At 67.7% G+C, this 24,538-nt stretch carries 20 protein-coding genes and 1 pseudogene; 6 read left to right on the top strand and 15 right to left on the bottom strand.

Features of this window, described 5'->3' with window-relative positions:
• Positions 1 to 39 precede the first annotated feature (39 nt).
• A pseudogene (locus BPODLACK_RS19595) lies at positions 40 to 2,680 on the top strand (LuxR C-terminal-related transcriptional regulator).
• On the opposite strand, the gene BPODLACK_RS19590 reads toward BPODLACK_RS19595, so the two are convergent.
• The 4 genes from BPODLACK_RS19590 to BPODLACK_RS19575 form a co-directional block, all read right to left on the bottom strand.
• Positions 2,622 to 3,290: a phosphoribosyltransferase gene (locus BPODLACK_RS19590; RefSeq protein ID WP_006436716.1), complete on the bottom strand. Its 669-nt coding sequence runs from the start codon at positions 3,288 to 3,290 to the stop codon at positions 2,622 to 2,624. The pseudogene BPODLACK_RS19595 and the gene BPODLACK_RS19590 sit on opposite strands and share 59 nt — an antisense overlap.
• A 9-nt stretch (positions 3,291 to 3,299) precedes the next feature.
• The gene (locus tag BPODLACK_RS19585; protein WP_006436715.1) at positions 3,300 to 3,761 is read right to left on the bottom strand and encodes a nuclear transport factor 2 family protein; all 462 of its coding nucleotides are present in this window, start codon (positions 3,759 to 3,761) and stop codon (positions 3,300 to 3,302) included.
• Entirely contained in the window at positions 3,758 to 4,624 is an 867-nt protein-coding gene (locus BPODLACK_RS19580) for an SCO6745 family protein (RefSeq protein ID WP_006436714.1), read from the bottom strand. The genes BPODLACK_RS19585 and BPODLACK_RS19580 overlap by 4 nt, the downstream gene beginning before the upstream one ends.
• Before the next feature lie 61 nt (positions 4,625 to 4,685).
• Entirely contained in the window at positions 4,686 to 5,810 is a 1,125-nt protein-coding gene (locus BPODLACK_RS19575) for a DMT family transporter (RefSeq protein WP_006436713.1), read from the bottom strand.
• Between the two features lie 233 nt (positions 5,811 to 6,043).
• Between BPODLACK_RS19575 and BPODLACK_RS19570 the strand changes: the two genes are divergently transcribed.
• The 4 genes from BPODLACK_RS19570 (at position 6,044) to BPODLACK_RS19555 (ending at position 9,907) form a co-directional block, all read left to right on the top strand.
• On the top strand, positions 6,044 to 7,228 hold the full coding sequence (locus BPODLACK_RS19570; protein WP_159406019.1) for an ATP-grasp domain-containing protein: 1,185 nt from the start codon (positions 6,044 to 6,046) through the stop codon (positions 7,226 to 7,228).
• 143 nt (positions 7,229 to 7,371) lie between these two features.
• Entirely contained in the window at positions 7,372 to 7,575 is a 204-nt protein-coding gene (locus tag BPODLACK_RS19565) for a hypothetical protein (RefSeq protein WP_096274753.1), read from the top strand.
• Positions 7,576 to 7,684: 109 nt separating this feature from the next.
• Positions 7,685 to 9,265, top strand: coding sequence for an MFS transporter (locus BPODLACK_RS19560; protein ID WP_159406018.1), 1,581 nt, complete (start codon positions 7,685 to 7,687; stop codon positions 9,263 to 9,265).
• 153 nt (positions 9,266 to 9,418) lie between these two features.
• Positions 9,419 to 9,907, top strand: coding sequence for a DUF4442 domain-containing protein (locus tag BPODLACK_RS19555; protein WP_236577724.1), 489 nt, complete (start codon positions 9,419 to 9,421; stop codon positions 9,905 to 9,907).
• Here the strand turns inward: BPODLACK_RS19555 and BPODLACK_RS19550 are convergent.
• On the bottom strand, positions 9,904 to 10,485 hold the full coding sequence (locus BPODLACK_RS19550; protein ID WP_159406031.1) for a TetR/AcrR family transcriptional regulator: 582 nt from the start codon (positions 10,483 to 10,485) through the stop codon (positions 9,904 to 9,906). The genes BPODLACK_RS19555 and BPODLACK_RS19550 overlap by 4 nt on opposite strands.
• Positions 10,486 to 10,605: 120 nt before the next feature.
• On the opposite strand from BPODLACK_RS19550, the gene BPODLACK_RS19545 reads away from it, so the two are divergent.
• A complete protein-coding gene (locus BPODLACK_RS19545; protein WP_159406017.1) occupies positions 10,606 to 11,868 on the top strand; it encodes an oxygenase MpaB family protein in 1,263 nt (420 codons plus the stop codon).
• Here the strand turns inward: BPODLACK_RS19545 and BPODLACK_RS19540 are convergent.
• From BPODLACK_RS19540 to BPODLACK_RS19495, 10 genes are all read right to left on the bottom strand, one after another.
• Entirely contained in the window at positions 11,820 to 12,452 is a 633-nt protein-coding gene (locus BPODLACK_RS19540; protein ID WP_159406016.1) for a pyridine nucleotide-disulfide oxidoreductase, read from the bottom strand. The two genes, BPODLACK_RS19545 and BPODLACK_RS19540, sit on opposite strands and share 49 nt — an antisense overlap.
• Positions 12,453 to 12,638: 186 nt before the next feature.
• Positions 12,639 to 13,337: a TetR/AcrR family transcriptional regulator gene (locus BPODLACK_RS19535; protein ID WP_159406015.1), complete on the bottom strand. Its 699-nt coding sequence runs from the start codon at positions 13,335 to 13,337 to the stop codon at positions 12,639 to 12,641.
• A 45-nt stretch (positions 13,338 to 13,382) separates the two neighbouring features.
• Positions 13,383 to 14,123, bottom strand: a complete 741-nt coding sequence (locus BPODLACK_RS19530) for an ABC transporter ATP-binding protein (protein ID WP_096274748.1) — start codon at positions 14,121 to 14,123, stop codon at positions 13,383 to 13,385.
• A complete protein-coding gene (locus BPODLACK_RS19525) occupies positions 14,120 to 15,013 on the bottom strand; it encodes an ABC transporter ATP-binding protein (protein WP_159406014.1) in 894 nt (297 codons plus the stop codon). Before BPODLACK_RS19525 ends, BPODLACK_RS19530 begins: the two co-directional genes overlap by 4 nt.
• Positions 15,006 to 17,012: an ABC transporter permease gene (locus BPODLACK_RS19520; protein ID WP_159406013.1), complete on the bottom strand. Its 2,007-nt coding sequence runs from the start codon at positions 17,010 to 17,012 to the stop codon at positions 15,006 to 15,008. Before BPODLACK_RS19520 ends, BPODLACK_RS19525 begins: the two co-directional genes overlap by 8 nt.
• Positions 17,013 to 17,161: 149 nt before the next feature.
• Positions 17,162 to 18,430, bottom strand: coding sequence for an ABC transporter substrate-binding protein (locus BPODLACK_RS19515; protein WP_096274746.1), 1,269 nt, complete (start codon positions 18,428 to 18,430; stop codon positions 17,162 to 17,164).
• A gap of 341 nt (positions 18,431 to 18,771) precedes the next feature.
• Positions 18,772 to 19,935, bottom strand: a complete 1,164-nt coding sequence (locus BPODLACK_RS19510) for a phosphatase PAP2 family protein (RefSeq protein ID WP_159406030.1) — start codon at positions 19,933 to 19,935, stop codon at positions 18,772 to 18,774.
• A gap of 181 nt (positions 19,936 to 20,116) precedes the next feature.
• Entirely contained in the window at positions 20,117 to 21,400 is a 1,284-nt protein-coding gene (locus BPODLACK_RS19505; RefSeq protein WP_201450630.1) for a hypothetical protein, read from the bottom strand.
• 191 nt (positions 21,401 to 21,591) lie between these two features.
• On the bottom strand, positions 21,592 to 22,227 hold the full coding sequence (locus tag BPODLACK_RS19500; RefSeq protein ID WP_159406012.1) for a TetR family transcriptional regulator: 636 nt from the start codon (positions 22,225 to 22,227) through the stop codon (positions 21,592 to 21,594).
• A gap of 2 nt (positions 22,228 to 22,229) precedes the next feature.
• A complete protein-coding gene (locus tag BPODLACK_RS19495) occupies positions 22,230 to 24,446 on the bottom strand; it encodes an MMPL family transporter (RefSeq protein ID WP_159406011.1) in 2,217 nt (738 codons plus the stop codon).
• Between the last annotated feature and the right edge of the window lie 92 nt (positions 24,447 to 24,538).

Below are 24,538 nucleotides of genomic sequence, written 5' to 3'. Positions count from 1 at the left end.
GAGCACGCGGAGCTCCGGTGCGGACTAAAATCCCCTGTCATGTCCACCACGTGGCCGCTGGTCGAGCGCGAGCGCGAATTCCGCACGATCCTCGCTGCGCTCAGTGGGAAGACGAGCGGATGCGGAGTCGTGCTCACCGGCGATTCGGGGGTGGGCAAGACCACCCTCGCCCGGCATGCCACCGCCGAACTGCCGACCGGCGTGCGGTGGGTGGCCGGGACGGAGTCGGCGCGATCGATTCCGCTGGGGGTCTTCGCCCATCTCGTCGGACCCGCGACGTCGAGCGATCCGGTCAGCTATCTGGCGGCAGCCCGGGAGTCACTGCTCGCCGACGGTGACGTCGTCATCGGCGTCGACGATGCGCACCTGCTCGACGAGTTGTCCGCGACCCTGCTGCACCAGCTCGCGATCGATCGGGCGGTGCACATCGTGGCGACCGTCCGTAGCGGTGAAGCGGTGCCCGATGCCGTGACGTCGCTGTGGAAGGACAACCACCTCACCCGTATCACGTTGTCGCCGTTCACCAAAGAGCAGAGTGTCGAGCTGATCGAATCGGTCCTCGGCGGGCAGCTGGAGGAACATTCGGCCACCCAGATGTGGGAGGCGTCCGGTGGGAACGCACTGTTCCTGAGGCATCTCGTGGACGGTGCCCGGGAGGCGAACACGCTGCGACAGGTCAACGGGGTCTGGCAGTTGCGCGGGCGCGCCGCGATCACCTCCGAACTCGCATCGTTGCTCGAGGGACGCATCGAACAACTGGACGCCTCGGTTCTCAACGCGCTCAAGTACCTGAGCCTGTGCGAACCGCTCGACATCGACGTGCTGGCCGAACTCGCCGGCGAGGAGGCGGTCGAGGAGGCCGAGATCGCCGGACTCGTCCGCATCACGCGGGACGGTCGCCGACTGGATGTGGCCTTCCTCCATCCGTTGTTCGGTGAGGTGATCCGCCGCCGGCTCGGCCTGGTGTCGTCACGGCGTCTGCGCGGCAACCTCGTCGCGGCGCTGAGGTCGCGTCCCACCAACACCCCTGCCGAGCGGATCAGGCTCGCCGACCTCGCCATCGAGAGCGACGTCGACATCGACCTGTCGCTCGTCCGGACCGCGGCGAGTGATGCCCTGAAACTCGCGCAGACCTCGCTCGGCGAACGGTTCGCGCGGGCGGCCCTGGACGAGGGCGCCGGGGTTCGACGTCGCCGAACTGCTTGCCCGCGCCCGGATGTGGCAGGGCCATCCCGACGAGGCCGAGGAGATCCTCTCGGGGTTCTCGCCGGGCGATCTCGACGAGGGAGAACTCCTGCTGTGGGGGAACCTGAGAATCGGCAACGCCTTCTGGGCGCTGGGCGACGCCGACCGCGCCGACGAGATCCTGCAGATGCTGCGCACGCGGGACATGCGGCCGGCGCTCGTCCCGATCGTCACCGGTATCGCCTCGGCATGCGCGCTGTTCGAGAACCGCATCGGTGAGGCGATCTCGCTCTCGGACAGCGTCTTCGCCGAGAAGCGGAAGCTGCCCTGGGCGATCGAATGGGCGGTGTTCGGCGGCAGTCTCGCCAGGGCGGTCGCGGGCTGCGGGAACGAGGTCGAGGCCCTCGCCGCGCACTCCCGGGAGGTGGAGGTCGATGGTCTGCTCCGATTCCCGACCGGCTTCGGCGAGATCCTCGCCCTCACGCTGACCGGTCGGCTCGACGACGCGGATGCGGCGGCCGGGCGGTTCATGACGGCCGCGCAGACCGCGCAGTACCTGGGCTGGGCGATGTCGGAGATTCTCGTTGCCGCCGTGGAGCTCTCGCGCGGTGCATGTGTCTCCGTGACCCGGCGGATGGAGCAGACCCTCGCGATCCTGGACAGCGGGAAGTTCTCCGAGTCGTGGAACTTCCCGGCTCACATCTTCCTGATCCAGGCGCTGAGTGCGCTCGGTCAGGCCGACCGTGCCGCCGAGGTCCTGGAGAAGGCCCGGGCGCGGTACGGCAAGCACGTCGCGATCTTCGGTCCGATGCTCGACATCGCCGAGGCCTGGCAGTCGGCGGCCGCCGGAACCATCTCACGAGCCGTCGCGCTGGTTCACCGGACAGCGGAAGAAGCAAGGGAGTCGGGACAATTCGCCGTCGAGGCGGAGGCACTGCACTCTGCGGCCCGGTTCGGCGATGCCGGCGTCGCCGAGCGTCTCACCGAACTCGCGGGACTGGTCGACGGTCCGCTGGCGCCGCTCTACGCCCGGCACGCAACCGCTCTCGCCGCCGGCGACGCGGTCGAACTCGACTTGTGCTCAGCCGATCTGGAGGCACTGGGCGTGCGGCTGTCGGCAGCCGACGCGGCCGCGCAGGCGAGTGTTCTGCACGACGCGGCGGGCGCACGGTCGGCGACCGTGGCCTCGGCGGCGTCGGCCAATCGACTCGCGTCGGAGTGCGGCGGACTGCGCACGCCCGCACTGATCGCCGCGGCACAACCGCTCCCGTTGACCGCGCGTGAACGCGAGATCGCGAATCTCGTTGCGGCAGGACTGTCCAACAAGGAGATCGCGCAACGGCTCACGGTCTCGGTACGCACCGTCGAGGGCCACCTCTACCGTGCGTCCACCAAACTGGACGTCACCGATCGTGAGGGCATCGCCAGGTTGTTGCTCAAGGCCGGTGATCGCGATCCAGACATGCGATCACCTCATCGTCGTCGACCTGACTGAAGTCCTCGTAGGAGAGTCCGACCGCCTCGAACGGTTCGGGCATGGTCAGCACGACGACCTCGTCGACCCCGCGGTCGATGAGCCGGCCGACCGAATCCGACGGTGCCGTGGGCACGGCCACGATCAGCCGCGACGCGCCGGCCGCGTCCAGCGCGTCGATGGCCACCGCCATCGTGGAGCCGGTGGCGAGGCCGTCGTCGACCAGCACCACGACCCGATCTTCGACCTCGACCGGCGGCCGGCCGCTGCGGTAGAGCGCTTCGCGGTCGTGCAGGATGCGGCGTTCCCGGTCGGCGGCCGCGTCGAACTGGGCGCTCGACACCCCGAGTCGCCGGGGCATGTCGTCGTTGACCACCAGATGGCCGGCGGTGAGGGCCCCCATCGCGAACTCCGCATGCCCCGGTGCCCCGATCTTGCGTACCACCAGGGCGTCGAGATCGCCGTCGACCGCATCGGCGACCTCGCGTGCCACCGGCACACCGCCGCGGGCCAGTCCGATCACCACCGGCCTCGCCGTGCGGGTGTCGGGGCGTGCCCGCAGTACCTCGGCGACCCGCTCACCCAGGGCTCGTCCCGCCGCCACCCGGTCGGAGAAGACTCGCTCAGACATGTCACGTCCTCAGATTCGTACGGCCGGGCCGACCTCGAGCGCGAAGCTCGGCAGGTCGACCAGTCCGATGGTGGCCTCGTAGGTGCGGTCGTAGCCGGTGGCGCTGATGCGCCAGCCGTCCTCGGTCCGGCGGTAGGTGTCGTCGTAGAAGGCGGCGCCGATCAGCATGAACGAGAAGTCCACGACGATCACCCGGTCTTGCAGATACCAGCGGCCGCGGGCGGTGTCGCCGGAGATCTCGATCTCCGGGTGGGCCACGCGGTGCTCGGTGATGACCGACGGCCCGACGTTGGCCTCCATGTATCCGACGAGTTCGTCCCGGGTGCCGAAGGACAGCGTCGCGCCGTAGTTGCCGGTCACGTCCGCGGTGAGCGTCGAGGCGAACGTGGTCCAGTCCTTGGTGTCGAGTGCCCGCAGGTACCGGTACTTGAGGCTCTCGATCTCGCGCACATCCTCGGCGTGGCCACTCATCTGCGCCTCGTTCCGGGCAGGACCCCGGCGCCGATCACGGCCTTGACGATCGGACGGGTCCGCTCGAGCAACTCGGCGGTCCCGGCCCACCGGGATTCACCCGCGGCGTCGGTGGTCGCCTCGATGTCGTCGTACACCGCGGCGCCCTGTGCCGTGAGGCGATGACCGTCGTCGACGCGTTCGGCGAGGCCTGCTTCGACGAGCCGGTCGACGCTGTCCTCCCAGTCCTGTTCGGAGTAGCCGCGGGTGAGCAGCACGACGCGTTTGCCCATGACCCGGCGTATCACCTCCGGATCGGGCAGCTGGGCCTCATGGAAGACGGCCGCGTCGAATCCGTTGAGTCCGTGGAGGACGAGGGCCGCGATGTGGTTGTCGCCTCGCCATTCCCGCAGGATCGCGGTCGCCTGCCACAGCCGCAGGCGCGGCGTGTCCGGGATCGGTGCCGAAGCCCACGCGGCCGTCAGGGGACGACCGCCGAGCGGCAGGCCGACGGCGAGTTCGGTGTACTCGGAGGCGAGTTCGTCGAGCAGGGCGTCGTCGGCGGAATCACCCAGGATCTCTCGCAGGGAATCGTCGAGCATCGCGTGGCGACGTTCGTGGACGCGGTCGAGACCGGCGTCGATCGCGGCGTTCCACGACTTGGCGATCAGTTCGGGGTTGAAGTTGTAGAAGGCGGCGGAGACAACCGGGGCGGCGCAGGGACCGAGTGGAGCTCCGCGGGCGCCGACGTAGAACGCGTGGCCGTCGAGACCGGTGTCCTCTTGTGCCCGGCCGAGTCCCGGGTTGAAGTAGGCGAGGACGTGGAAGGGTTCGAGGGTCTCGTAGGCGAGGCGGGCGAGCGACTCCGTCGCGGTGGGCGTCATCACCCCACCATCTCCACCGGTGGAACGGGTGTCAACCATCTGGTGGGGAGATACGTCCCGATCAGTTGCGCTGCGAGTCCCGTCTGCCGGCGGACCGGTGGTCGGACCCGGGGTCACCCGGGTGCGGCTCGACGGCCTCGGCGAGCGGGCCGGGCTCGAACGGTTCCCGGCGAAAGTCCTCTTCGAAGGCCTCTGCTTCGAACTCATCGGCATCGAAGTCGTCGGGAAGCCCGTCGGTTTCGTCCTCCGGCTCCTCGCGGCCGCGGCGCCAGCCGCCCTTCATCGGCGGGGCCTCGCCGAGGTGATCGGGGTCGACCGAGCCGTACCAGGCGACCAGCACGGCGCCGATGACCGCGCCGACGAAGCCGACGATGGCCAGCCAGCCGAGTCCCGGCTTGGCGGTGTCCTCGAGGAACACGACGCCTACGAGGCTCGGGCCGGCGGTCTCGCCGACCACCAGCACTGCGGTCACACCGTTGACCGCACCCAGTTGCAGGGCCACGGTCTGGACGTAGAAGCCGACCGCGCCCGCCGTGGCGATCGTCCATGCCGCCGGGTCGGTCAGGAGGGCGACGGGATCGAACGGTTCGACGCCGCCGAGGATGCGCACGGCGATGGCGATGATGCCGAACAGCAGACCGGCCGCGGCACCGCCGGCGATGGCGGCCGCGGCCGAACCGAGGTTGTAGACGCCGACGAGGGCGAACGCACACAGCGCGAGGGTCACGAGGAACAGGCCCCAGTGGAAGCCGATCTCTTCACCGCCGCCGGTGTGGTGCGACGACGAGACACCGAGAAGGCACAGCGACATCACGACGAGCCAGATGGCGACCCATTCGCGCGTGTGCAGCGCGATGTTGAGGATGATCGTCCCGAGGAGTGCCGTGACGACGAGGTTCGCGGACACGATGGTCTGCGACAGGAACAGCGGGAGGAACCGCGCGGCGAGCGATCCACCGGCGAAACCGATGACGACCATCGTGGTGCCGAGGATGAAGGCGGGATCGACGAAGGTGGACATCGTCGAGGAGATGGTGGGGGCACCGGTCCCGGTGGTGATGCCCTTGCCCTCCTCGGCGGCCGTCGCGGCGACCCGGCGCGCGCCGAGCGCACGGAGAACCGTCGACATCCCGTAGGCGACGGCGGCAAGGCATGCGGCGATGACACCGACCACGAACAGTTGCATGCCACCTCCAACCCGGTCCGGACGCCCGGTCTCGCCGAACATCCGGTCCGTCGTCCAACCCGATCGCGTGCCACTACGCGTCCGACCGGCCCGAAGAGACCGGTCGAGCGCAAACTAACAGGTCGAACCGACAGATCGGTACCGAATATTCCCGCGGTGTCCGAATTCCGTTCAACAGGCACGGGAACCGAGGCGTCGCGCCCGGGCACCCGGTACCCCCTACACTCTGTCGAGTGGACAGCGCCGGACGAGCTCATGTACTGATCACTTTCGGTCGGTCGTTCCTCTCCCTGGAACTCGCACGGCTCATGGCCGCGGGTGGCCATCGGGTGACGACCGTCGATTCGGTGGCCGTCGCGATCAGCCGATTCTCCAACGGGGTGAGTGACTTCCACCGGGTTCCGCCGCCGAAGTTCGAGCCGCTCGCGTACTGTCGTGCGCTCGCGCGGATCGTCGAGGAGAACGACGTCGACATGGTGATCCCGGTCCACGAGGAAACCGACATCATCGCGATGCTCGCGGAATTGTTTCCGCCGCAATGCCGGCTCTTCCTCTCCGATTTCGACATCGAGAACCGCCTGCACCACAAGTACGAATTCCAGGAACTGCTCGTCGAACTCGGAATCCCGACGCGCAAGTTCGCGCGGGTCGCCGGACCAGAGGACGCCGGATCGCTCGATTTCGACAAGCCCTTCGCGCTCAAGCGGAGTTACTCGCGCGGTTCGCAGAAGGTGCACAAGGTGCAGCCCGGGGATCCGCTGACCTGGCTCGAGCACGACGAGCAGAACCCGTGGGTCGCGCAGGAGTGGATCTCGGGCGACAAGTACTGCACCTATTCGGTGTGCCACAAGGGCCGGATCTACGCGCACGCCACCTATCCGGTCGACTACGCCATCGACGGCAGTTCATGTCTGAACTTCCGGTCCGTCGACCATCCGCGCATCCAGGCGTGGGTCGCCGACATCGTCGAGCGTGTCGACTTCACCGGGCAGATCGGCTTCGACTTCATCGAGGAAGGCCCTGACAAGGACCTGTTCTGCATCGAGTGCAATCCGCGCGCGACGAGCGGGATCATGATGTTCTCCCCGGGCGACGGCGTGGACCGCGCCTTCCTCGGCACCTCCGATCCCGACACGGAGATCATCACCCCCGCAACGGATGTCGACAAGATGATCGGTCTCGGCATGATGCTCTACGGCTGGCGTGCCCCCTCCCGGAACGGCAGGTCCTTCCGCCAGTTCATCCGCGACTTCCGCGGCGCATCGGATGTGATCACCCGGCCCGGCGACCAGATGCCGGCGGTGATGCTCCCGTTCGCATACGCGGGCATCCTGCGCAGCTGTGCGAAGTACCGGGTCGGACTCGCCGAGGGGTTCATGCACGACCACGAGTGGGACGGTCTGCGCATCAGCCTCTGAGCCCGGTCCTCCTCGAATGTCCCCAAGATGTGGGACGCGATCGGGCACGCCGCGGCGTAGACTCAGGACCCAGCACCACCTGCGGCGATGGGTCACGTGAGCAGGTCTCGGTGTGGGGGAAATGTGCTCGAGGGGGCTCAATCATGAACAAGTCAAAGATCACCCGTCGTCTGACTGTCGGTGCCGCAACGGCGGCCGCGGTGTGCACACTCGGACTCGCCGGAGTGCCGGCGGCGTCGGCTGCACCTGCCCAGTCGCCACCGATCCAGCCGCAACAGGCCGTCGGGTCGGTGTCGCTCTGCCTGGACATTCCGCTCGGCTCCTTGTCGTTCAGCGTCTGCATCTGACACACGCCGATCCCTCCCCGGACTGTTCGGTGCCCGGGGCGTGGCAATTCCGTGCCGCTGACGTGCGGAAGCCCTGCTCGGGCAGTGCTTCCGCACGTACGATTCACCGATGACGTCGACGACGCCCGAGGTCGAAACAGGCACGGCACCGGCACGCGCGCGTGCGATTCTCATCGCGCTGATTCTCGTCGCGGGCGTGGCCAACATCAATCTCGCGGTCGCCAACGTCGCTCTGCCCGATATCGGCAAGGATCTCGACGCCAGTTCGACGCAACTGAACCTGATCGCCGTCGGATACTCGCTGGGCCTCGCCGCCTCGGTGTTGTACTTCGGTGCGCTGGGAGATCGTCACGGCCGCAAACGAATGCTCGTCTTCGGCATGGCACTGTCGATCCCGGCGTCGCTCGTGGCAGGGCTCGCGCCCACCATCGAGGTTCTCTTCGGTGCCCGCCTGGTCGGCGGTATCGCTGCGGGCCTGGCCTTCCCGACGACCCTCGCGGTGATCACCGCGCTGTGGTCGGGACCCAGGCGCACCAGGGCGATCGCCGCCTGGTCGGCGTTCGGCGGGGCGATCTCGGCGCTCGGCCCGTTGATGTCGGGTGCGCTGCTTGAGGTGTTCAGCTGGCACGCGGTGTTCCTGGTGACCCTTCCGCTGGCCGTTCTCGCGTTGGCGGCCGCGTGGCGACTGGTGCCCACCGACACCGGTGACGAGGCGGCGGTCGTCGACAACCTCGGCGGTGTCGTCTCGATCGTGATGGTCGGCGCGCTGGTCCTCGCGATCAACTTCGCGCCCAACGGAGATCAGCGGCTCCAGGTCTACATCCTCGCCGTGATCGCGATCGTCGCCGGTGCCGGATTCGTCTGGCGGCAACTGCGCGTGCGTGTTCCGCTCTTCGACCTCCGAATCGCGGCCCGACGCACCTTCTGGGTCGCCGCGGTCGGCGGGCTCATCGTCTTCGGCACGCTGATGGGCGCGATGTTCATCGGCCAGCAGTACATGCAGAACGTGCTCGACTACTCGACCCTCGCCGCCGGCGCGACGATCTTGCCCGCCGCCGGTGCGATGGTCATCGTCGCGCCGCAGTCGGCCAAGCTCGTGCAGAGCACGGGATCGCGTTTCACCCTGCTGTCCGGTTACGCCTTCATCGTGGCCGGACTCGTGTTCGCGATGCTGACCTGGGACTCCCACGCCCACTTCTGGCACGTCGGCCTCGTCTACGTCCTCGTGGGTGTGGGTGTGGGACTGGCCGGGACCCCGGCTTCGCAATCGCTCACCGGATCGGTTCCCGTCCAGCGGGCGGGCATGGCGTCGAGCATGTCGGATCTGCAGCGCGACCTCGGCGGAGCCATCCTGCAGTCGACACTCGGTGCCATCCTGACCGCCGGCTACGCGAACCATCTACGGGAGACCATCGCCGCGTCGCCGCAGGCCGACCAGATCACCGAGCAGACCGAAACCGCACTGACCAAGTCCTTCTCCAGCGCCGAGGTGCTGGCCGAACGCTATCCGCAGTACGCCGACCAGATCATCGGCGCCGCCCGGGACGCCTTCGTGCACGGCGACAACCGCGCCTACGGCGCCGCCGCGGTCATCGTGCTGGCGGGCGCCGCGATCGTGTTCTTCTTCTACCCGAAGCACGACGGCGAGCGCGCGGCGATGGCGGAGTACGCGAAGCAGCGCAGCCTCTGAGGTCCTCGCGGCGAGACAGGCCCGGTTCCTGCTGATTCTGTGGCAAGAACGCGGAAGGATCTCCATCGGGATGACGCTCGTCACTGTCGACCACGATCCTCTTGACGTTCCGCCGATCCGACCGCTTATCTGTCCTATGTAGGTCTACATAGGATGGGGTTCTCGAGAATGCGGATGACCGCGAAGAAGATGCGGCTCGGGATGAGTCTGTGGCCGCCGTACCTCGGTGCGGGCGTGCGCGTCACTCACATCGCCGACGACTGGTCGTCGGCCACGGTCACGTATCGGATCAGCAAGCTGAACCGGAACTACTTCGGAACCGCGTTCGGCGGGACGTTGTCGTCGATGACCGACCCGTTCTACGCACTTCTCCTGATGCATCAGCTCGGCAAGGGCTACGTCGTGTGGGATGCCGCCGGCGAGATCGACTACGTCAGTCCGGGGCAGGGTCGTCTCACCGCGACCATGATCGTCGATCCCGCGGTCGTGGAACAGATCCGCGTCGAGACCGCCTCCGGCCACAAGAGTCTCACGTGGTTCGAGACCGAGATCGTTGACGAGTCGGGGTCGGTCGTCGCACGCGTCCGTCGCCAGGTGTACGTCCGGAAGACGCTGGTGAAGCCCGGGGTCGCCGCGGCCTAGTTGCCGACGGCTCGCGAATCACTCGTGGTGTCGAAGGCCGCCAGCAACATTCGGGCTGCCATGGCGATCAGTGCCTCACGGTCGGCCTGCTGGGTTCGGCGGAGTGCGATGCGCAGACACAGGCTCGCGGTCGCACCCATGGTGAGGAAGACGAGGTCGTCGATCGCCCGATCGTCGAGGTCGGGACGCAGGCGTGAGGGCAGGATGCGGGCCAGGGGGAGCAGCGGCCCCTCGACCTCGGCCCAGGCGTCGCCGAAACCGTTGTTCTGGAGTTCGAGCGACGCCCGGAGTACCGATGCGTGGGATTCGAACGACGCCACGAGGGTCTCGACGACGATGGTCATCGCGTCGAGTGGCGGCTGGTCCAGGGCTCGTCCGATGCCGCTCGCGAGGGTGGCGGTGATGTCGTGGACCGCGGCGAGGCGTAGTTCCTCGACGATGGCGTCCATGTCGGCGAAGTAGCGGTAGACGGTGCCGATGCTGATGTGGGCTGCAGCGGCGAGTTCGGCGGTCGTCGGCCGCCGGTCCGGATGCCGGTCCAACAACGTGAGGGTAGAGGTGAGGAGAAGCCTCCTCATCTCGCGGCTGCGTTGCTGCCGTGGCGACTTCCGTGCCTGTTGAGTGGCCTTCTTCGATGACGGGGACGGGCTCATAGAAAGTGAATGGTAAGTGAGGATCGCTCGTGTTTTCATGGATTCATGAAGGGGATCCCGTCTGATCTGGTGAATGCCGACCTCGCGGTGCAGCGATACGGAGAGGCCGGGCGGGTCTGGCTCGACCAGATGTGGCTCGCCGATCCCCTCGCCGACGCGGTCGCGGCCGACTCGCACCCGGGCGGGTCGACGACCTCCGTGCTCCGGAACGCACTCGCCCACGGGATCTCCTCGCTCGACGAGTCCACCGATTCCATGCGCGCGCTGTTCACCTTCCTCGACGACGAGCCGGCCTGGGCCGACCACGACCGGATGGCCCGGGCCGCAGATGCGCTCATCGTCAACACCGCACCGCTCGGCATCGTGCTGGGCGCGGCATCACTGGTGCGCGGAGCGGGGAACACCATCGCCGCCAAGCCGCTCGCGACCACCGGGCGCTACGTGTCGCAGCCGGCGATGCGGTCGGTGGAGGTCGGGGAGTGGCTCAGCCAGGTCATCACGCCGGGCGGAATGCGCCGCGACGGCGACGGTTTCGCGTACACCGTGCGGGTCCGGATGATCCACGCGCATGTGCGGCAGATGCTGTGGAAGCGGGGCGACTGGGACGAAAAGGCTTGTGGCGTGCCGATTCCACAGCCGTACATGGCCTTCACGATCGCCGAGTTCGGGCACATCGCGATCGCCGCCATGCACACACTCGGGGTCCGGTTCACCGATCGGGAACTGGAGGACATCTACCATCTCTGGCGTTACGTCGGGCATGTCGTCGGCATGAGTCCAGAACTGAATCCGAGCTGCGAGGCCGATCATGTCCGCATCGAAGAGCTGTATCGCCTGACGTCGCCGGGACCCGGACCCGACGATCACGACTTCGTGGTCGCGCTCACCGAGGACTATCTCGTCCCGGAGCTCGCCAACGTGCTCCCCGGCCCGCGTGTCCTGCGAAACCGGTTGGCCACCAACATCATGTACGGGTTGCAGCGGGTGTTCATCGGCGACCACGACGCGGACGCCCTGGGTATCCCGGACGGGACGATCAAGCACGTTCTCGGTCGGGTCGGTCCGGCCCTCGCGTTGGCCGGCTCGGCACAGCGCCGGGGCGGCGCACGGCGAGCCCGTGCGCGGATCGAGAAGGCCTATCGCGTGCGCGATGCGGAGATGGCCCGGATGCGCGTCGACTACCGGGTCGGTCACGGCCTGGTAGACGCGGCGGCGAACTCCGCATCGTCGGGCCAGCCGCCGGTGGCCGAGCCGGCGACTCAGCCGCCGAATTCGCCTGCGGCGGTGACATCCTCGGTCAGGCAGTAACCGATCGACGCCGGCTGCGTGAAGGTCCACCTGGTCTGATCCCCGGGGCAGGTGATAGATCCGTCGCCACGGCTGACCGTCTTGGCGATGATCGTGTTCTCCACCGGCGAGGTGCTGCATTCGACCTCGCGGTAGTCGGCGAGTTCTCCGCCGTTGAGTGGGATCTGATAGCAGGTGTCGGTCGCGAAATTCGGTGTCATGCAGAGCTTCTGGTCACCTCCGCTGAAGGTGAGGCTCGAGGTGTAGTCGGCGGTGCATTCCGCACCGGAACTCACCTTGTCGGCGGCGTAGAACGTCAGCCCCTCGGTGCCCTCGCAGTCCTCTTTGGTCGCGGCCACCTTGCCCTCGCCGTCCTCCTCACCGATCTGCAGGCACTCGCCGACATCGATGTCGGAGGCCTCCTCGACCGTCTGGGTGCCGACGCTGAAGCTGCACGCCGCAAGGGCACTGAAGCCCAGGCAGGCCACGATGACGGTGGCGCGGCGACCGATCTGCCACAGCGGCCGGCGCGGGCCGGGAAGCGGGCCGATCTCCTCGGTCTCGAGCTGATCGGTGTCGGACTGGATGTTCTGCGGACGCGACATGGTGTTCCTCTCCTGGGCGGCCGTGGTCCGGGGGTACCGGGGGCGGTTCGACCGCGGGGGTTCGTGTGACAGGAGAAAGAATCGCCCGGCCCGCTTGCGGGAAACTTGGGGTCGACTTGTCCGGGTCTTGGATACGGGCCCGGGACCGGCCGCCGATCGTGCGGGCGACGCCGGGTGATTCGGCTGTCAGTGCTGTTCGAGGGAGGCGTCGAGCGCTTGGAGTTGTTCCGGCCGGACGTCCCGGAGTACGGCCATGGTGGCGGTGACCGCGAGGTCACACGCCTCGTCGATGCCGGCGCCGTCGACGATGAGCGCACGGTGCGCGACGTCGAGGCTCATGCCCAGCAGCAGGGACGCGAGCGTGTCCGCGCCGGCCGCGATGTCGGCGCCCTGTTCGGCGTAGTTCTGTCGGAGCCGGGCGGAGATACGCGGTTCGAGCGCCGCGTACAAGCGCCGGTTGCCGCCTCCGCCCTCGCTGTGTCCCATCAGCACGCGGAGGCCCGCGGGGTGGTTGCGGGCGTAATCGAACAGGCACCGCACCGAATGGCGGGCACGCGCCCCGTAGGGCATGTCCTCGCTCTCGTCGTAGACGCGGAACATGAACGAGGTGAAGATCTCGAGTTCGCGGGCGATGACGCGTGAGACGAGCTCGTCGCGGGACCCGAAATGGGCGTAGAGGGTCACCCGCGTGGTGCTGCCGCGTTCGGCGATCGAGGTCATGGTCGCGCGGTCGGCGCCCACCTCGGCGATCACCTCGCAGGCGGCGTCCAGCAACTCCTCGTCGGTCGGACGGTTGCGGGTGCTGCGCGCGGGGCGGTCACGCCCGACGCGCCGGCGAGCGGACCCGTCGGTCCCGTTCGCGTTCTGATCGTCGGCGATGACCACGTCGTCCCCGGATTCGTTCGGTGGTGTCGTTCGTCGTGACCGGTCTCAGGAGGCCTGTTCTTCGATGGTGCGGCCGAAGTACGCGGCCTCCACCTTGTCCCGTCGGCTGCGCAGTTCGGCGGCGCTCGCCGACAGGGCCACCCGGCCGTGGTGCAGGACGATCGCCGAGTCGGCGATCCCGAGCGCGAGGTCGATGTGCTGTTCGACGAGGACCACCGCCATCTGGTGTTCGTCGGCGAACGAGCGGAGCCGCGGAAGCAGATCCTGCACGGCCACCGGCGACAGGCCGAGACTCATCTCGTCGATGAGCAGAACCCGCGGACGCGCGAGCAGGGCCTTGGCGAGGGCGAGCATCTGCTGCTCACCGCCGGAGAGGTTGCCGCAGTGCCGCGAACGCATGGTCTTCAGTTTCGGGAAGTACTCGAAGACGGTGTCGAGGTCGGTGCCGTTCTTGCGTTTGGCGAGCCGCAGGTTGTCCGAGACCGACAGCTTGTGGAAGAGACCGCGGGTGTCGGGGACCAGGGTCACTCCACGGCGCGCGTTGCGTTCGATGTGGTGGTCGATCGGCTCGCCCAGCGCGGTGACGGAGCCCGACATCAGCGGCAGTGCGCCGACGGCGGCGAGCAGGGTCGTCGTCTTGCCGGCACCGTTGGGCCCGAGCAGGGCGAGGATCTCCCCTGGGCGGACCGAGGCACTCAAGCCGCGTACCGCCGGCACACCGCCGTAACCGACGGTGATGTCGTCGAGTTCGAGGACGGGCTTCGCGGCGGAGGTGTCGGTGCTCATCGGTTCTCCTCGGGCGCGTCGGTGGGGGAGGGTTGGGTGCCGGTGGCGGGATCGGATGGGGCACCGGACGAATCCGCCGCGTCGAGTTCGGCGACGACATCCGGGTCGACCTCCGGGCTTCCCAGGTAGGCGGAGATCACCGCCGGGTCGTCCTGGATGGCGGCGGGTGTGCCGCTGGCGATGACCTTTCCGAAGTCGAGCACGTAGAGGCGGTCGCAGACGTCCAGGACCAGCGACATGTCGTGGTCGATGAGCAGGATGCCGATGCCGGTGGCGGCGATGCGCCGCAGTTCGGCGCCGAAGTCACGGCTCTCGTGGGTGTCGAGGCCCGCGGCGGGCTCGTCGAGCAGGACGAGCCGTGTCCCACCGACCAGCGCCCGGGCGACGCCCACCAACTTCTGTTGTCCCAGAGTGAGTTCGCCGGGCAGCTGATCGGCGGCGTCGCGCAGGCCGACCAGGTCGAGTGCCCGATCGATGGTCTCGGCGGGCGGCCGCGAACCGTTGACGACGTCGGACAGCATCGCGCGCAGACCGACGGGCTGGACGGCGACGGCCAGGTTCTGGGAGACGGTGAGGTCGGTGAACAGCTCACCGGCCTGCCACGTGCGTGCCATACCCGCTCGGCGCCGACGGTGCGGCGACGCCTTCTCCAGGCGTTCACCGGCGAGTGAGACCGTGCCGGTCGCCTTGGTGAACCCGGTGACGGCGTCGACGAAGGTGGTCTTGCCCGCGCCGTTGGGGCCGATCAGTCCGACGATCTCGCCGGCGCCGACGGTGATGTCGACATCGGAATTGGCGCTGACTCCGCCATATCGGACGGAGAGCCCGCCGGTTCGGAGCAGCGCGGTCCCGTCCAGGACGGCGGTATCGGATGCGGTCGACTCAGACATGGACACCTGCCTGTGTGCTCTGCGCCGCGCCGGGCGCCTCGGTTTTGGGGTCTGGTTTCCGGTGCCGCAGGGCCCGGATCTTGTCACCGAGTTCCGACGCCGCCCCGGCCACGCCGACGGGGTTGAGCACAGCCATCAGCAGGAGGCTGCCGGCGGCGATGAGTTCGTAGTACTCACCGAGACTGAGGGTCTGGGTGAGGAACACATAGCCGACGCCGAGCGGACCGATGATGCCGGCGATGACGGCGCCGGCGAACGAGGTGATGCCGCCGACGTAGGTCATCGCGAGCAGGGTCAGGCCGATCATGACGGTGAACGAACCGGCCGAGAGCTGCCCGCGGCTGTAACCGATCAGACAGCCGCCGATGCCGGCGAGGAAGGCCGACAGGGCGAAGCCGAGGAGTTTCGTTGCGGCGACGTTGATCCCGACCGACGCCGCGGCGCGCTCGTTGGAACGGACCGCGAGGAACGCGCGGCCGGTCGAGCCGCCCATGAACCGAAGGACGACGAGGGTGGCGATCGCGACGACGACGAGGACCATCAGCGCGAACCGAAGGGTGACGAGATTGGTGCCGTCGCGTACCCCGAGGTCGATGCCGAAGATCGTCGGGTCGGCGATCATGTTGCCCTCGAATGCCGTGATGGCGGGGTTGTTGAACACGAAACTCTGGATCGCCAGTGCCGCTGCCAGGGTCACCACCGCGAGCTGCGCGCCGCGGATGCGGAGGGCCGGGACGCCGACCAACACGCCTAGACCGGTCGCGATGAGTGCCGCGAACAGCATGCTGAACGGGAACGGCACGTTCCAGTTGGTGGTCAGCTTCGACAGGGCGAATCCGGCGGCACCGGCAAAGGCCATGGACGCCAACGAGATCTGGCCGAGGTAACCGGTCAGCAGAACCAGCGACAGGGCGATGAGGGAGAGGATCACCGAGGTGACCACGCCGAACCGCCAGGTGCCGGAGGTGAGCAGGATCGCGATGACGACGGCTGCGATGATCGCGACGGTCGGGATGATCCGGATGCGCGGGATGCGCACCGCGGGCATGCGCACCTCGCCGAGCGATCCGCGCGACGGGATACGGCCGCCGAGGAGGAACAGTGCGACGACCACGATGACGAAGGGCACGGCGTCGCCGAGTCCGGCCTGCGCCCATTCCGGCCACCAGCTCTTGGTGGCGAGCCAGGAGATGACCGACTGGAAGGCTCCGAGCACAAGGCCTGCGGCGCACGCGATCCCGAAGGAGGTCAGCCGCCCGACCAGGGCGACGGCGAGTGCGGGGATGACGAAGAACGTGTAGCTCGTGACGGTCAGTCCGATGGTGAACGAGGCGAGCACGACGATCAGACCCGTTGCCGCGCCGGTGATCGCCCACACGATGGCGGCGAGACGGTCGGGGGAGTAGCCGGACAGGCGGGCGGCGAGTTCGTCCTCGGACCCGGCGCGCGTCGCGACACCGAGGGTGGTGAGCCGGAAGTAGGCCCACAGCAGCAGGGACACCGCGATGGCGACGCCGGCGAGGATCAGATCGGAGACGTTGACGACGGCACCGCCGATCTCGACGGTGGTTTCCGGCAGGATCGACTGGGCGAAGAGGTTTTCCGTGTCGAAGCGCAACTGGACGAGGGCCTGCAGGAACAACATGAGACCGACCGACGCGACCACCTGCGCCAGCACGGGCGCGTGTCGCAGGGGCCGGAAGACGAGGACATGCGCCAGCAGCGCCCAGACCACGGCACTGACCACACCGAGGACCAGTGCCAGTTCCATCGACGTGGGGTTGTCCTCACTGCCGAGACTCACGGTGCCGATGGGCAGGACGAGACTGCCGTCCGTGCGTAACGCCGCGACGAGATAGACCGAGTAGAGGCCGATGGCGCCCTGGGCAAAGTTGATGATGCCGGTGGCGGCATAGATGCCGACCAGGGATGACGCGAGTACCGAATAGATGGCACCGGCGGCTAGCCCGAGGAAGGCGAACTGGAGGAACTGGCCCATGTGGCGTACTCATTCGTTCGGCGCGTGTGCATCTCACGCGGTCGGATGGCGCGGACGGGTGGACGTGCCACCCGGAGATCGGTTCGTGGAGAGCGGGTGCGGTGGGACGCGCCTCGGGTCGAGGCCCGCCCCACCGCGCGGTGTATCGCTCAGTAGGCGCCCGGGATGCGCTGGAGCGCTGCCGGGAGCGGGGTGATGAAACCGCCGGTGGCGGGCTCGGTCTTCTTGTCACCGACGACGTTGAACAGCAGCATCTCGGTGGTGCAGTTCGGGGTCGTCGTCTTGCCGCAGGTCAGCTTCGGGCCGATGAAGGACTGGTAGTCCTTGATCGCCTTGAGGGTGCGCAGGACGCTCGGCCCGGTGTACTCGGTGAGCTTCGCGTTGCCGACCGTGGTCGCGAAGTCCGCGAGGATCGAGAACGTGCCGTAGGCGTAGAAGCCGGCGGTGCCGTTCTGATCGTCGATGAACTTCTGTGCGGTCTCCAGGTTGCCCTTGACCTCCGCTGGGGTGGCGTCGAGGGCGGGCGGCTGCCAGAACGGAGAGTAGGTCTGTGCGCCGACCGCCTGCGCGCCGAGCGTGTCGATGAAGTCGGTGCACGCGGCCATGAACATGGTCCCCTCGTACTTCACCGAGCGCAGCGACTGTGCCAGCTTGGTGCAGACGTTGTCGTTGGGGGAGGTCATGAGTCCGGCGGCGGCCGGATTGCCCTCGGCGAGCTGGCTGGCCAGCTGCGTGAAGTTGGGGCCGGTCGGCGGGTAGTAGACCGACTTCACGTCGATGCCGAGCTGTGCGCCGAGCGGTTTCATGAGCCCGTCGAAGACCTGGTGGGCCTGGGGAAGATCCGCGTTCGCCAGGGTCAGTGACGTCTTGCCCTCGGCTTTGAGCTGCTGCATGAAGCCGACGAGGAACGCGGCCGGCGGTGGACCGAAGTACACGCGGTTCGCCGGCGATGCCCCGGTGATGGTGCTGAACGGGATCTGGCCGACCAGCGGGATCTTCGCGGCGGTGAGAATCGGTACGGCGGCGGCGGATTCGGCGTTGAAACCGTCGATCGCGGCGACCACGCCGGCCTCGACGAACTGGTTGGCGCAGGACACCGTCGACTCGGGTGCGGTCTGGTCGATGCCACAGTCGACGATCTCGATGGGACGGCCGTTGATGCCGCCGATCTGGTTGTTGATGTAATCGACGGCCGCCTGCTTGCCGGTCGTGACCCCGGGCTGTGTGGCCGGGCCCTTCGAAGGGTTGAACAACCCGACCTTGATCGCTTCGCCGGAGGCCTTGGCGCCGCTGGAATCCGCGGCGGAGCCATTCGATCCGCCGTCGTCGCTGCTACACGACACGACCGAGAAGACGCACGCCGCGGCGACGGCGACCGCCGCCAACCGACCGGCTCTTCGAGAGTTCGACAAACGCATGTTTCGACTGCCTTTCCCGATGATCTCCGGGCACGACGAAGCAGCCCGAGAACGAGGGCATGACGACATCGCCCCGGCGGGGCTTGAGGGTGATTGAGTTCGTTAACCCAGTCGTCGGACTGGATCCGAGGTTCGGCACCGTCCGCCCTGGTCACGGGCGGTGAGTCCCCGTCGGGTGTGACGTGGACCACCCGAAAATTAGCCGTATCCTTACGGCGGTGTCAAGCTGTTCCGGCAAACTGGACTCACACTGGTCCAATCGGCACGCCGAACTGGCGCGTTCGGCGAGTTCGCAACGCGCAGTGGGGCAAACGATTCAGTAAGAAAAGTGGAGCGGGTCGTCAGTGAACGGTGACGTCGCCGTCGCGGTCGACGGTCACGCGCGCGGTGTAAGCCCGCACGAGGTCGAGTCGCTGCCAGGAGGCGCGTCCCGGCCGCTGGTCGTCGAGTGGGTACCCGGCGGGATGTGCGGTCGCGACGAGGATCTGGCGACGCTGCGCGTCCGACAGCGACGGGAAGGCCGGTGCGATCATGTCGACGGCCTGCTGCGGAACGACCATCCGATGGGTGGGTGAGGCAACGCGACCGAAGCCGTACGTGAGGCGATCGGTGTAGATGCGCCTCGCCTCGGCGTCGGTCAGATACGGGGTGTCCTGCTCGATGCAGATGGGCAGCGGGGCGCCGCAACGCCATTCGAGTTCACGACGGATCTCGGTGGCGGACGCGCGGAGCAGTCGGTTGAAGCCCGGGTCGTTCCACCGGTCGGCGGCCGCCGCCTGCCCGACCATCGCACCCCCGATCACGTCGAGCGGGTAGTGCACACCGAGGACGATGCGGTGATATCCACCCTCGGAAGCGCGCGTGAGGAACTGCGGGGCGAACTCGGGAAGCATCAGCGCGAGAAGGGTTCCGCGCCAGAAGAACATGCCCGCGTGTCCCGACGGGAAGGACGGATTGGTTCCGAGGGCGTCGTACTCGTTCGCGCCGGCGCGTGTGTACTTCCGGATTCGCGTGGGGGCGACGACGAACGGGCGGTCGTTGTCGAACACGTACTTCTCGACGAGTGTCGTGTTGGCGAGGCCGCCACCGCGTGCCAGGTAGTCACTGAAGATCGCCTTGGTCTTGGGCAGCCGGCCGGCGGCCAGTGCGTCCCGGAAGTGGCGTCCGAGCTGCTGCCCGAACGCATCCGACATCGTCACGAGCGGATCGTCGTGGGCGTCGGTGAGGGCGCGTCGCTGCAGGGCGGGATCGTCGGCCGCGGCCTGGTTGATCGCCACGACCTTGTCGAGGTTCTGCGCCATGATCTCGGGATGGTCCCGGCGCAGCGCGCTGAACGTCTCGATCGGTTGTAGGTAGATGCCGCCCGGGAATGAGGAGACGTCCGACGGGTACAGCCGTGCCAGGTCGCCGATCGGGAACGGCGCGGGCGCGGGTTTCGCCGGTGCGGCCTGCGTGGGCGCGACCAGTGCAGCGGTGGCGGCGACGGCGGCCGCGGTCGCGATCAGCGGCGCCAGCAACCGTGAGAGGGTCCGTCGCCGCGGGCGACGTGCGGGAGTCGTGCGGGGACGGGCGGCGCTGTCCGAGATCACTACCCGATCGTAGAGGTTGTTCGCCGGTCGAACGGCCGGGGCGTCGGGGTGCCCCCTGCCGGACTCGTTGAGGCGGCCCCCGGCGGAGGAGGAGGTGTCAGCAGGCCGGGCTACCGGGGAAGGCCGGCACACCGAGACGACAGCCGACCGAGGTGACCGCGCGGAGACGGGCTTCCGGGTTGCGGCGCTCGAGGGCTGGCAGCAGGCCGTTGGTCACGACCGCGGTCTTCACGACCGGCGTGGTCGCCGACGGGTCCAGGGTGCCGCGGAGGCGGGCGAAGTTCACCAGCTCGTCGTAGACCATGGACAGGGTCGCCTCGGTCGTGCGGTCCTGCTGCTCGAGCTTGCCGAAGTCCACTCCGGTTTCGAACTCGTGGCGCACCGCGTGCGGCCCCTGATCGCATCCCGGCACCAACAGGTCGATGTCGAACGCGCGCTGGCGCGGCGTCGGCGGGGTGATGCGTCCTTCGTCGGTGCACACGTGGTGCGAGATGCGGTCGCCGAGCGCGTGGATGTAGATGCCGGTCCGCGCATTGGCCGACTGGTTGCCGATGTAGGAGTCGAACCGGTCCGAGGTCACCCCGTCGGAGATGACCTGGCGGCCGGTCATGTTCTGGAAGGGGATGTCGATCGGATCGACGAGGCTGTACTGACCGTTGATCGGAACAGGCTGCTCACCGCCGTAACAGGTTGCGCCGGTGGCGTAGTCGCCGGTGGCCGTGCGGTTCGTGAAACCGCCGGTGCACAGCGGTGCGGCGCTGCCCGGGCCGTCCATCGCCCACTTGCGGATGTGGGTGAGCATCACCTCGTGCCGCGGGTCGTTCACGTTGGGCCGCAACCCGTTCGGCTGGGGTGTTCGGGGTCCGCGCATCGTCGGCAGGAAGTGGAACAGGAAGCCGCCGGTCGCGAAGTGGGTGCGTACGAGGCCGCCGATGTCCTTCGTGGTGAGTGCTCCAGCGTTCGGGAGAGGATTCCCGCGCATGTCACGGGGAACGAAGGTGCCCAGGTCGGTCGCCTCGCTGTACGCGGCGATCCAGTAGGCGTCGCGCACGGAGAATCCGACCTTGCGCGCGATGATGTAGGTCGAGTCGGTGTGCACCAGACTGCGCCCGCCGAGCGGCTGGCGAAGCGTGTAGGCGTAACGGAGGAATGCGCGTGCCCCGCAGATCGGATCGTTCGGGTTGTCGGGTGGGCAGGCGACCGGCAGCGGTCCGCAGCTGTGCGGTGGAGCCCCCGGCGTGTAGCAGATGTCCTCGGCGAAACCCCGGGCCGTCGGTGGCGAGGCTGCGATGAGCGATGTCGCGGTGAGGGCGAATGTCAGTGCAGAAACCGCGAGAGTGCGTGGCCAGAGCCTGATCTGGAGGCGTCGGGTGAGTCGCATGCTGAGCCCTCCTGCGCGGATCAGCTCATCGTAGGTCGGGTCGCACCGGCGCACTGCGACATTCGGAAACGCTCGAGAAAGCCGTTCCGGAAATGTGCCCCTGAAATCGACCCTCCTCAGGCCGGCCGTCGACAATATATGTCGCCGGGTCGGCTGTGGTGGGTGCTCTTCAGGGGCTGTTTTCAGAGGGATCAGTCGAGCGGAAGCCCCTGCTCGAGAAGGTCGATGGCCCGCAGGGTCGTTTCGATCTGCGGCTGCGTGGAACTCTCCTCGGCCTGGGCCGCGAGGCGGAAGGTCACGCCGGCCACCGCGTCGAGGAACACTCCGAGCGCGAAGTCGTCGGCGTCGCGGCCGAGATAGTCGGCGAGGAGCTGTCGCATCCCGGCCATCGTTCGCTCGACCTCGACGTGAAAGGTCTTCTGCAGCAGTGGTTCCGATCGGATCAGTTGCATCCGTAGGGGATTGCCCACCCACGGATCGTCGGCGGTGAGGCGGTCCAGTTCGGTGAACAGCCGGCGGATGAGGTCGAAGTGCCCGAGGCCTCGGGGCATCGACTCGACGATCGCACGAGCCTCGGCCTCGAAATGTTCCCCACCCACGACCACCTGCTCTTTGGTGGGGAAGTAGCGGAAGAACGTCATGTGGGAGACACCGGCGGCCTCGGCGATCTGCTCGACGGTCGTCTTCGCGTAGCCCTGTTCGGAGATCAGGTGCAGGGCGGCCTCACGAATGGCGTTGCGGGTACGCATCTTCTGCTGCTCGCGCAACCCGGGCCGACGCCCCGGGCGGTTGCCCGGGACGTCGGTGTGGGATCGTGCCGTGGACACGGTCAGCCCGCCGGTACCGGCGTCTTCGTGTCGTCGGGATCCTCGAGTCCACGGTGGCGGACCGACTCGCCCTCGATGTCGAAGTTGATGACGAGTTTGTCGAGCCAGCGCGGCAGGGTCCAGGCGCGGTCGCCGAGGAGGGCGATCACGGCCGGGACGACCAGCATGCGGATCACGAAGGCGTCGAACAGGACTGCCGAGGCGAGGGCGAAGCCCATCATCTTGGCGGTCGTCTCCGGGGACAGCATGAACGCGGCGAAGACGCTGATCATGATGATCGCCGCCGACGTCACCACACGGGCGCCGTGCCGGTAGCCCGCGACGATGGCCTCCTTGGCGGTCATGCCGTGGATGTACTCCTCGCGCATTCGGGTCACCAGGAACACTTGGTAGTCCATCGCCAGACCGAAGACCACACCGATCAGGAAGATCGGCAGGAACGAGATGATCGGCTGGGTGTGCGAGATGATGCCGAACCAGCCCTCCTGGAAGATCGCGACCGTGATGCCGAAGGTCGCGAGCACGGAGAAGATGAAGCCGAGCGTGCCGATCAGCGGCACCCACAGGGAGCGGAAGACGCCGATCATGATGAGGAACGCCAGACCGACGACGACGATCAGATAGGGGATCAGCGCGTCGTCGAGTTTCTGCGACAGATCCGACATGATCGCGGTCTGTCCACCGACATGCAGTTCGGCGCCCTGCTCGTCGACAACCGGTGCGTACGCACGGATGTTCTCCATCAGCGTGTGGGTCGCCGGCGAGGACGGTGCGCTCTTCGGCGTGACGGTGATCAGTGCGGTGTTGCCGTTCTGTCCGCCGTCGTTGCCGATCCAGGTGAGCGACTCGGGGTTGACGACGTCCTTCAGGGTGGAGATGTGCTTGACGGCGTCGTCTGCGGCGGGCGCGATCGGGGCGTCGTCGTCGTGCAGGATGACGAGCAGCGGGCCGTTGATGCCCTCACCGAAACCCTTGCTCAGCAATGCCTGCGCGGGAGCCTCGTCCTCGGTCGACAGCGACAGGCCCAGTTCCATCTTCGTGGCCGGGATGGCCGCCGCGGCGAGTGCGAGGAGTCCGATGATGATGAACGGGATCGGCGCCTTGACGACGGTGCGGCCGAGGCGGACGCCCAGGGTGTCGCCGTCCTCGGACTGTTCGGCGTGCTTGATCCACGGGATCTTCGGACGGAAGGCGTGACGACCGAAGGCACCCAGGAGAGCGGGGATGAGGGTGAGTGCGGCAAGCACTGCGATCAGGACGGCAACGGCGGCGCCGGCACCCATCTGGGTGATGATCGGGATGCCGATGACCACGAGGGCGACGACCGCGATGATGACCGTGAGGCCGGCGAACACGACGGCCGATCCGGCCGTTCCGACCGCGCGGCCGGCAGCGTCCGCCGCATCACCGCCCCGGCTCAGTTCGGCTCGGTACCGAGACACGATGAACAGCGCGTAGTCGATGGACACGGCGATGCCGAGCATGGTGACGATCGCGGTCGCCGACTGGTTGATCGAGAGCAACTCGGCCGACAGGGTGAGCAACATGATGGTGATCGCCACGCCGACGATGGCGGTGACCAGCGGGATGAACGCGGCGATCAGGGCGCCGAAGGCGACGATCATGACCACGAACGCGATGGCGAAGCCGATCAGCTCGGCGGCGCCGCCCTGTTCCATCACCTGCATCAGCGCGCCGGTGGCCTCGACCTGCAGACCATTGCCGCGGTTTTCGTCGAGAATCTTGACGAGCTGTTCCTTGTTCTCGGTCGTCAGATCCATGATCGTGATGTTCTGACGGACCTGGATCAAGCCGACGCGACCGTTGTCGCCCAGGACGGATGCGGCGACGGCCGGGTCGACGGCAGCAGCCATCACCGGGTTCACCACGGTCTCCGGGGCGATGACGTCCGGCAGCGTGCGGAGATCCTCGGCCAGCTTGTTGATCTGCTCGGTGTGATTCTGCAGGCCGTCGTTCGCGGCCACGACGATGCTCGTGGACGCGCGTTCCTGCTCCTTCATGACCTGCGGGAAGTACTCCTGCACCTGCTCGGTGGCGGTGCCCGAATCGGTCCCGGGCAGGCTGAAGTCCTGGGCGAACTTCGGCTTCAGCACGCCGACGAGCGAGACGACCGCGATCATCGCGATCAGCCAGACCGCTATGACGGCCCACTTGTGCCGGAAGGAGAACCTCCCGAGCTTGAACAGATACGACGCCATGGCGTGGTGAACCCTTTCGGTTTTCGAGCCCAGAGGCCGGCGTCTGTGCCGACCGATCGAGTGACATGCAGCGTCGCCGCCACATGTGTTAG

It is taken from the genome of Gordonia sp. YY1 (assembly GCF_009872315.1).
GTDB lineage: Bacteria > Actinomycetota > Actinomycetes > Mycobacteriales > Mycobacteriaceae > Gordonia > Gordonia amicalis.
Note: the sequence above shows the minus strand (reverse complement) of the source record. Positions and strands in the feature narration are given on the sequence as shown.

What these genes read in the sequence shown, in the direction of transcription:
- BPODLACK_RS19590 (WP_006436716.1), bottom strand. Translation starts at nt 3,290, where the DNA reads ATGTCTGAGCGAGTCTTCTCCGACCGGGTGGCGGCGGGACGAGCCCTG.
- BPODLACK_RS19585 (WP_006436715.1), bottom strand. Translation starts at nt 3,761, where the DNA reads ATGAGTGGCCACGCCGAGGATGTGCGCGAGATCGAGAGCCTCAAGTAC.
- BPODLACK_RS19580 (WP_006436714.1), bottom strand. Translation starts at nt 4,624, where the DNA reads ATGACGCCCACCGCGACGGAGTCGCTCGCCCGCCTCGCCTACGAGACC.
- BPODLACK_RS19575 (WP_006436713.1), bottom strand. Translation starts at nt 5,810, where the DNA reads ATGCAACTGTTCGTGGTCGGTGTCATCGCCGCATGCCTTGCCGCCGTC.
- BPODLACK_RS19565 (WP_096274753.1), top strand. Translation starts at nt 7,372, where the DNA reads ATGAACAAGTCAAAGATCACCCGTCGTCTGACTGTCGGTGCCGCAACG.
- BPODLACK_RS19560 (WP_159406018.1), top strand. Translation starts at nt 7,685, where the DNA reads ATGACGTCGACGACGCCCGAGGTCGAAACAGGCACGGCACCGGCACGC.
- BPODLACK_RS19555 (WP_236577724.1), top strand. Translation starts at nt 9,419, where the DNA reads ATGGGGTTCTCGAGAATGCGGATGACCGCGAAGAAGATGCGGCTCGGG.
- BPODLACK_RS19550 (WP_159406031.1), bottom strand. Translation starts at nt 10,485, where the DNA reads ATGAGGAGGCTTCTCCTCACCTCTACCCTCACGTTGTTGGACCGGCAT.
- BPODLACK_RS19545 (WP_159406017.1), top strand. Translation starts at nt 10,606, where the DNA reads ATGAAGGGGATCCCGTCTGATCTGGTGAATGCCGACCTCGCGGTGCAG.
- BPODLACK_RS19540 (WP_159406016.1), bottom strand. Translation starts at nt 12,452, where the DNA reads ATGTCGCGTCCGCAGAACATCCAGTCCGACACCGATCAGCTCGAGACC.
- BPODLACK_RS19530 (WP_096274748.1), bottom strand. Translation starts at nt 14,123, where the DNA reads ATGAGCACCGACACCTCCGCCGCGAAGCCCGTCCTCGAACTCGACGAC.
- BPODLACK_RS19525 (WP_159406014.1), bottom strand. Translation starts at nt 15,013, where the DNA reads ATGTCTGAGTCGACCGCATCCGATACCGCCGTCCTGGACGGGACCGCG.
- BPODLACK_RS19520 (WP_159406013.1), bottom strand. Translation starts at nt 17,012, where the DNA reads ATGGGCCAGTTCCTCCAGTTCGCCTTCCTCGGGCTAGCCGCCGGTGCC.
- BPODLACK_RS19515 (WP_096274746.1), bottom strand. Translation starts at nt 18,430, where the DNA reads ATGCGTTTGTCGAACTCTCGAAGAGCCGGTCGGTTGGCGGCGGTCGCC.
- BPODLACK_RS19505 (WP_201450630.1), bottom strand. Translation starts at nt 21,400, where the DNA reads ATGCGACTCACCCGACGCCTCCAGATCAGGCTCTGGCCACGCACTCTC.
- BPODLACK_RS19495 (WP_159406011.1), bottom strand. Translation starts at nt 24,446, where the DNA reads ATGGCGTCGTATCTGTTCAAGCTCGGGAGGTTCTCCTTCCGGCACAAG.